The organism is Klebsiella sp. K5-45, from assembly GCF_030128605.1.
GTDB classification, from domain to species: domain Bacteria; phylum Pseudomonadota; class Gammaproteobacteria; order Enterobacterales; family Enterobacteriaceae; genus Klebsiella; species Klebsiella quasipneumoniae.
On record NZ_JAKUZW010000036.1, the window covers coordinates 1 to 5,432 of the forward strand.

6 protein-coding genes and 1 pseudogene are annotated in these 5,432 nt (G+C 41.5%); 6 read left to right on the forward strand and 1 reads right to left on the reverse strand.

Features of this window, described 5'->3' with window-relative positions; genetic code table 11:
- The 3 genes and pseudogenes from MKS11_RS27020 to MKS11_RS27030 form a co-directional block, all read left to right on the forward strand.
- A pseudogene (locus MKS11_RS27020) lies at positions 1-124 on the forward strand (DNA-binding protein); the annotation flags it as partial.
- Between the two features lie 985 nt (positions 125-1,109).
- Positions 1,110-1,319 (forward strand): helix-turn-helix domain-containing protein, encoded by a 210-nt coding sequence (locus tag MKS11_RS27025; RefSeq protein ID WP_064168505.1) that lies wholly within the window; start codon positions 1,110-1,112, stop codon positions 1,317-1,319.
- Positions 1,319-2,350 (forward strand): hypothetical protein, encoded by a 1,032-nt coding sequence (locus MKS11_RS27030; protein WP_064168506.1) that lies wholly within the window; start codon positions 1,319-1,321, stop codon positions 2,348-2,350. Before MKS11_RS27025 ends, MKS11_RS27030 begins: the two co-directional genes overlap by 1 nt.
- Here MKS11_RS27030 and yhdJ read toward each other — a convergent pair.
- A complete protein-coding gene (gene yhdJ / locus MKS11_RS27035; protein ID WP_074193191.1) occupies positions 2,322-3,245 on the reverse strand; it encodes an adenine-specific DNA-methyltransferase in 924 nt (307 codons plus the stop codon). The genes MKS11_RS27030 and yhdJ overlap by 29 nt on opposite strands.
- Positions 3,246-4,259: 1,014 nt before the next feature.
- On the opposite strand from yhdJ, the gene MKS11_RS27040 reads away from it, so the two are divergent.
- The 3 genes from MKS11_RS27040 to MKS11_RS27050 form a co-directional block, all read left to right on the forward strand.
- A complete protein-coding gene (locus MKS11_RS27040; RefSeq protein ID WP_001041614.1) occupies positions 4,260-4,451 on the forward strand; it encodes a Rop family plasmid primer RNA-binding protein in 192 nt (63 codons plus the stop codon).
- A gap of 470 nt (positions 4,452-4,921) precedes the next feature.
- On the forward strand, positions 4,922-5,113 hold the full coding sequence (locus MKS11_RS27045) for a Rop family plasmid primer RNA-binding protein (RefSeq protein WP_000166328.1): 192 nt from the start codon (positions 4,922-4,924) through the stop codon (positions 5,111-5,113).
- A partial coding sequence (locus tag MKS11_RS27050) for a helix-turn-helix domain-containing protein (RefSeq protein WP_284109795.1) occupies positions 5,113-5,432 on the forward strand: 320 nt, incomplete at its 3' end. The genes MKS11_RS27045 and MKS11_RS27050, both read left to right, overlap by 1 nt.

The window sequence follows — 5,432 nt, forward strand, 5'->3', positions numbered from 1 at the left end:
GGCTGTTAAGGCTCGAGATGAGCATATTGATTCCCTTCGTCAGGCTATGCAGCTTCTGGAGCACAAGCACGAACCTTCTTCACCACCCCATTCCCCGTGGTGGAAATTCTGGAAAAAATCCTGATCCCGCCATGCTTGAGTTTTCCTCTCCGGCCATCCCGGGGCGTTCCTGAACCTTCCCAAAAATCGCCAGATCTCTGAACGCTCCTCACACTAAAAATATCCACACACCACGCAAAATTAAATTTTTGCAGATAACTCATTAATATCAGTTAGTTGGTTGTTATTAAATTACGCAGTATTACCTTCTGTAAGGTCAATCCAAGTCGTCGGTGATTCGTGTACGACTTGCCGACGACTCGTCATAGAGTCATCGACGACTCAATCCACACTATCAGTAACTTATGACGACTTGACTCTAGAGTCGAATCGTCGCTTTGGCGTTTTTTTGACCGTGGTGACTCTAGAGTCAAGTCACGAGTCGAATCGCCGGTGAATCGTGTGGTGAGTCGTCCGGCGACTTGCCATAACGTGATTGCCGGCCGTCGACGAACCCGATTCCTGAACGTGCGGAAAACCGGTTTTCCGGCTGCGCCGGCAACGCTTCACGGCCACGCAATAAATTGCGTCCCCGTTCACCGTTTTCGGATGGGAAGAACGCCGGAAACAGGACTTACCCCGGCTGAATGGCGTGAATTTCCGCGCTATGCACTTGCGCGCATACTCATGCATGCCGTAAAAACAGAGCCTGCGCGTTTCTGGCGGGTTTTCGGGTGGTTTGTTGCCTGTTTTACTAGTTTCCCGTCAGAAACGCCCTGAGAGCCTCTCAGGCGGTGCTGATAACGGATGTTATGGTAAATGCAAATGGTTCTGGTGATGTGAAAAAGCCGCCTGAAAGGTGGCTTTTTCATTTTTTAGATAGAGTCGAACGGCATTTACGACACCACCTTTGGTTAGTTGCTCCTGAGGGGGGGGGGCCGTTCTTAAGCCGAATAGTGCCGATAGAGAAAACTAACCATTTGACAATAATAAACACGGAATGTGACTTAAAGTCCGTTGGGTTTTGAGTCACTAAATGCAATTATAAATTTTTTTTACGGATTTAATGTATGAATCCAGAAGATATCAAAAAAGTTTTTGGTGAAAACTTAAGACGAATCAGAATGGAGAAAAATATTAGCCAAGAGAATCTTGCGTTTTTATCCGGAATGGACAGGACTTACGTAAGTGGGATAGAGCGAGGGAAGCGGAATGTAAGTCTGGTTAACATAAATAAAATAGCATTGGCTTTGAATGTGGAAATAAAGGAGCTCTTTTAATGGTGGATTTCGTTAAGAAAATAGATGAGTTAGCATCTAAATATAATGTAAGTCAAAGGTCTGTAGTTTACAAATATATCGAAAAAAAGACTAGAGCATCAGGCAGAGATAGCAAAGCTAGGCGTTCACTTGGCAATTTATATGCGCTATATGTTCTTTGTGAAGCATATAATAATGGGGCGAAGGGCGGGACCTCCTTCTCTGTTTTAATGCAGAGAATGAGAGCGCTTCCTTTTGGTTCTAAACTGCAAAATCATCCTTTGGATAATAGATTGAATGATGAGGTAAGAAGAAGTTTTTTAGTGCAGGATAATATGTTACCTGTGCAAAGTGCGACAGAAGGAACAGTAAAAAAAAGAATAATTTCTATTGATTTTCTTTCAGAGTTTGGCATGGATCCAGGTTCATCTTCATTGTTTATCACTAAAGCAATTGATTTATATATTGACGAAATAACTGAAAAACAAAATGAATTCCTTTTTAATATTGAAAACTCGAATGGAAAAGAAGGGATATTGAAATTTATTGAAAATTCCTTTAGCCCAAATGCAGATGCTAGGTTGTTTGAGGTCGTATCCTTTTCAGTGCTAAAATTATACTTCGCTAAAAAAAATATTGTAATAAATGGAAGGGAGGAGTTCTTCCAGCTGTTTAAAACAGGAAGGACTAATGCTAATGATGGTGGGATAGATTTTGTTTTAAGGCCAGTAGGAAGGTTTTTTCAAGTGACTGAGGTTTTAGACTTCAAGAAATACTTTTTAGATTTCGATAAGACGAATAAATTTCCTATGAGTTTTGTTGTTAAAACGGATCTTGATCCAGAAGGAGTTATGAGGTTAATAAAGGTTAATGCAGAAAAAACTATGGGCGAAGAATTAGCGAATAGATATTTTGGCTTGTTTGAAGAAGTTTTTACTTTACCGACCCTTAGAAATATTGTAGGAGTGATATCTGACTCTCTTGAGGATCTTGAAGAACTCAAGAGAGTCATTATTGAAAACTTTAAATTAGAGTATGGCCTTCTTGACTAGAGGGCAGATCATCAATTAACAAATCAGAAATGTCATTATCATCCCCCCTGACATTCTTCGATTTGTTTTTTGTCTTCCTTTTTTTTAATTTTTCTAATTCTTTTGGGGTGTAACTTGAAGGTATGTTTAACCTTCTTATGCCCATTTTTACATACTCTTCGTTTATTTCTATACCTATAAATCTTCTATCTAGAGACTTAGATACATCTCCCGTTGTAAAGCTACCAGAAAAAGGATCTAAAACTACATCCCCTGGATTTGATGAAGCTAAAACAATTCTCTTTAGAAGAGAAGTTGGTTTTTGCGTTGGGTGGTTTTCATATTCCTCCATAAGGAATCTTACTCGGGGAAATTCCCAAACATTTCCAGGTACTTTTTGAGTATTATAAGGTTGAGGTGGATTCTTCCTGTAATCAATTAAAGCTCTTTTGGAACCTGTTTTTGCTTCAACCAAGATATCTTTACTGTTGAAAGTATATTTTTTGGGGTCTTTAACCATCATTAATATTGGTTCATACATAGAACCAAAGTAGTTTTTAGCTTGAACCCCAGAGCTATCATAAGACCAAACTATTCTACTCTTTATATGAAAGGTATTCCTGCATTTTATGTCAATATATGGCATGTTCTCAGTACTATTCATTATATACATAGTGCCATTTTTTTTTAAAACTCGATGACATTCATCAATGCACTCGAATAGCCAATGAAGAAATTCATTATCATCCCAAGACTCAATAAGACCATCGAAATCTTTACCGATATTATATGGCGGATCTGCAAAAACCAAATCTACGCTTTCTGATGGTAACTTCTTTAATTCAGTTAAAGCATCACCATGGATAATTTTATTTTGTTCATCTGTGAAATATCTGGCTTCGAATTCAATTTTCATCTTTTACCCTTAGTGTGACTCATAGTCTACTATGCTACCGTCAAAATTGATGCTGTACAACCTTCATAGCTCTACTTTTGTGCTTTATGATTGCCTTTAAAAACATATATAAGTTGCATATATAATGTATTAAAGTTTAACTTATTGATTTTCATGTGTTAATGCTTAAATCTTAGGTGGTGGTGAAGAGGCTCTGAGGGTTATCAAAGACTGCCACTAACAATATTGATGCTTAATTGCTTCGTCAGTTTTCAGTAGGATCTCAAAAGATCCTCTTGAGATCATCTATATCTGAGCGTAATCTCTTGCTCTGTAAACGAAAAAACCACCTGGGGAGGTGGTTTTTCGAAGGTTCAGTAAGTTGGGGAACTTCTGAACCGTGGTAACAGTCTTGTGCGAGACGTGTCACCAAATTCGTCCTTCCAGTGTAGCCTCAGTTAGGGCACCACTTCAAGAACTCTCGATACATCTCTCGCACATTCTGTCTACCAATGGCTACCGCCACTGGCGATTTGTCGTGTCTTTCCGGGTTGGACTCAAGTTGATAGTTACCGGAACGGGCGTGGTAGTCGGACTGAACGGGGGGTTCGTGCATACAGTCCAGCTTGGAGCGAACTGCCTACCCGGAACTGAGTGTCAGGCGTGGAATGAGATAAACGCGGCCATAACAGCGGAATGACACCGGTAAACCGAAAGGCAGGAACAGGAGAGCGCACGAGGGAGCTACCAGGGGGAAACGCCTGGGATCTTTATAGTCCTGTCGGGTTTCGCCACCACTGATTTGAGCGTCAGATTTTCGTGATGCTTGTCAGGGGGGCGGAGCCTATGGAAAAACGCCCCGCCGGGGCGTGGCCTTTTCGCCCTTGTCCTTAGCTTTCGTTATGCTTACCGTTACGTTATCTGCTTATCTTCCCTCCGCTCGCCGCAGACTCATGACCGAACGGAGTGAGCGAATGAGCGAGGAAGCGGAAAACCATCAGAACGTACAGTAAGCACTTTCGCGCCGGGGCCTTCATGAACAAACAACAAAAGACTGCCGTTAACATGGCTAAATTCATCCAGGATCAGTCCCTGCTTCTTCTGGACAGGCTTAATGAGCTGGATCTGGATCATGAGGCTGATTTCTGCGAGAAACTCCATGAGGATGCGGAACGCCTTTACCGAAGCCTGTCAGCGCGCCTGAATGAGCAGCAGGACGGTGCGTAATGGCTCCGTTCTGGGTATTACCGGAGTAATACCGGCATCGCCTTAATTTTCATTGTCCTGGCGCTTAACATTATTACCCCGGTAATACCCAGAATCCCTTTATTTTTTATTTTTTATTTATGTTTCATGAAGTTGCGATGAAAATCGCAGCTGCGTTAGGTGTATGACCATTTTGAGGTTGAAAAATAATCAACCATGGCGGGTGATTTACGCAGGTTAAGGGGCGTCGGTGACAAAAAAACGTCATTAACGACCTCGTTCATGCTCGCATGAACGAATTATTTTTCCGGACTACAGGTAAACTACAGAAAGACTACAAAAGCTGATGACTTAATCCTGATTTTTAGTGCGATGACTACAGATAAACTACAAAATAACTACAGGATTACCTCAGATCCGTTCTCTGAACCATTCGTACATCCGACCCCCTTACCGGTTTTACACTGAGCACTGATGCTCTGAGGTCCCTTATGACGAAACAACAGAAAACAGCGCTGAACATGGCTAAATTCATCCAGAATCAGTCTCTGCTCCTGCTGGAGAAGCTTAACGAGCTTGATCTCGATGCTGAGGCCGACCTTTGTGAGAAACTCCACGATGATGCGGAGCATCTTTTCCGTACACTGTCCTCGAGACTGGATGCATTACAGGATGGTAACTGATGGCCAGAGTGTCTATTAGTGAAGCAGCACGGCTTGTTAAGGTTAGTCGCCCTACTATTTACAAGATGATTAACAGTGGTAAGTTAAGTTACACCTCTGTTGTAAAGCACGGGAAGGATATTAAAGTTATTGATACATCAGAGCTTATTAGAGTGTTTGGTTCTCTTGATGGTGTAATCGATGCTGTAAAACATGATGTAAAAAGTGACGCAGAATCTACAGGTATTAACAGCGTTGGTTTACATGATTTACAACATAGAATCGCTTTACTTGAAGCTGAAAACGATGGTCTTAAAGGGGCTGTTAAGGCTCGAGATGA

Bases quoted from the DNA above. Each gene is read 5' to 3' on its own strand.
- yhdJ (WP_074193191.1), bottom strand. From the start codon at position 3,245: ATGAAAATTGAATTCGAAGCCAGATATTTCACAGATGAACAAAATAAA.
- MKS11_RS27045 (WP_000166328.1), top strand. From the start codon at position 4,922: ATGACGAAACAACAGAAAACAGCGCTGAACATGGCTAAATTCATCCAG.
- MKS11_RS27030 (WP_064168506.1), top strand. From the start codon at position 1,319: ATGGTGGATTTCGTTAAGAAAATAGATGAGTTAGCATCTAAATATAAT.
- MKS11_RS27025 (WP_064168505.1), top strand. From the start codon at position 1,110: ATGAATCCAGAAGATATCAAAAAAGTTTTTGGTGAAAACTTAAGACGA.
- MKS11_RS27040 (WP_001041614.1), top strand. From the start codon at position 4,260: ATGAACAAACAACAAAAGACTGCCGTTAACATGGCTAAATTCATCCAG.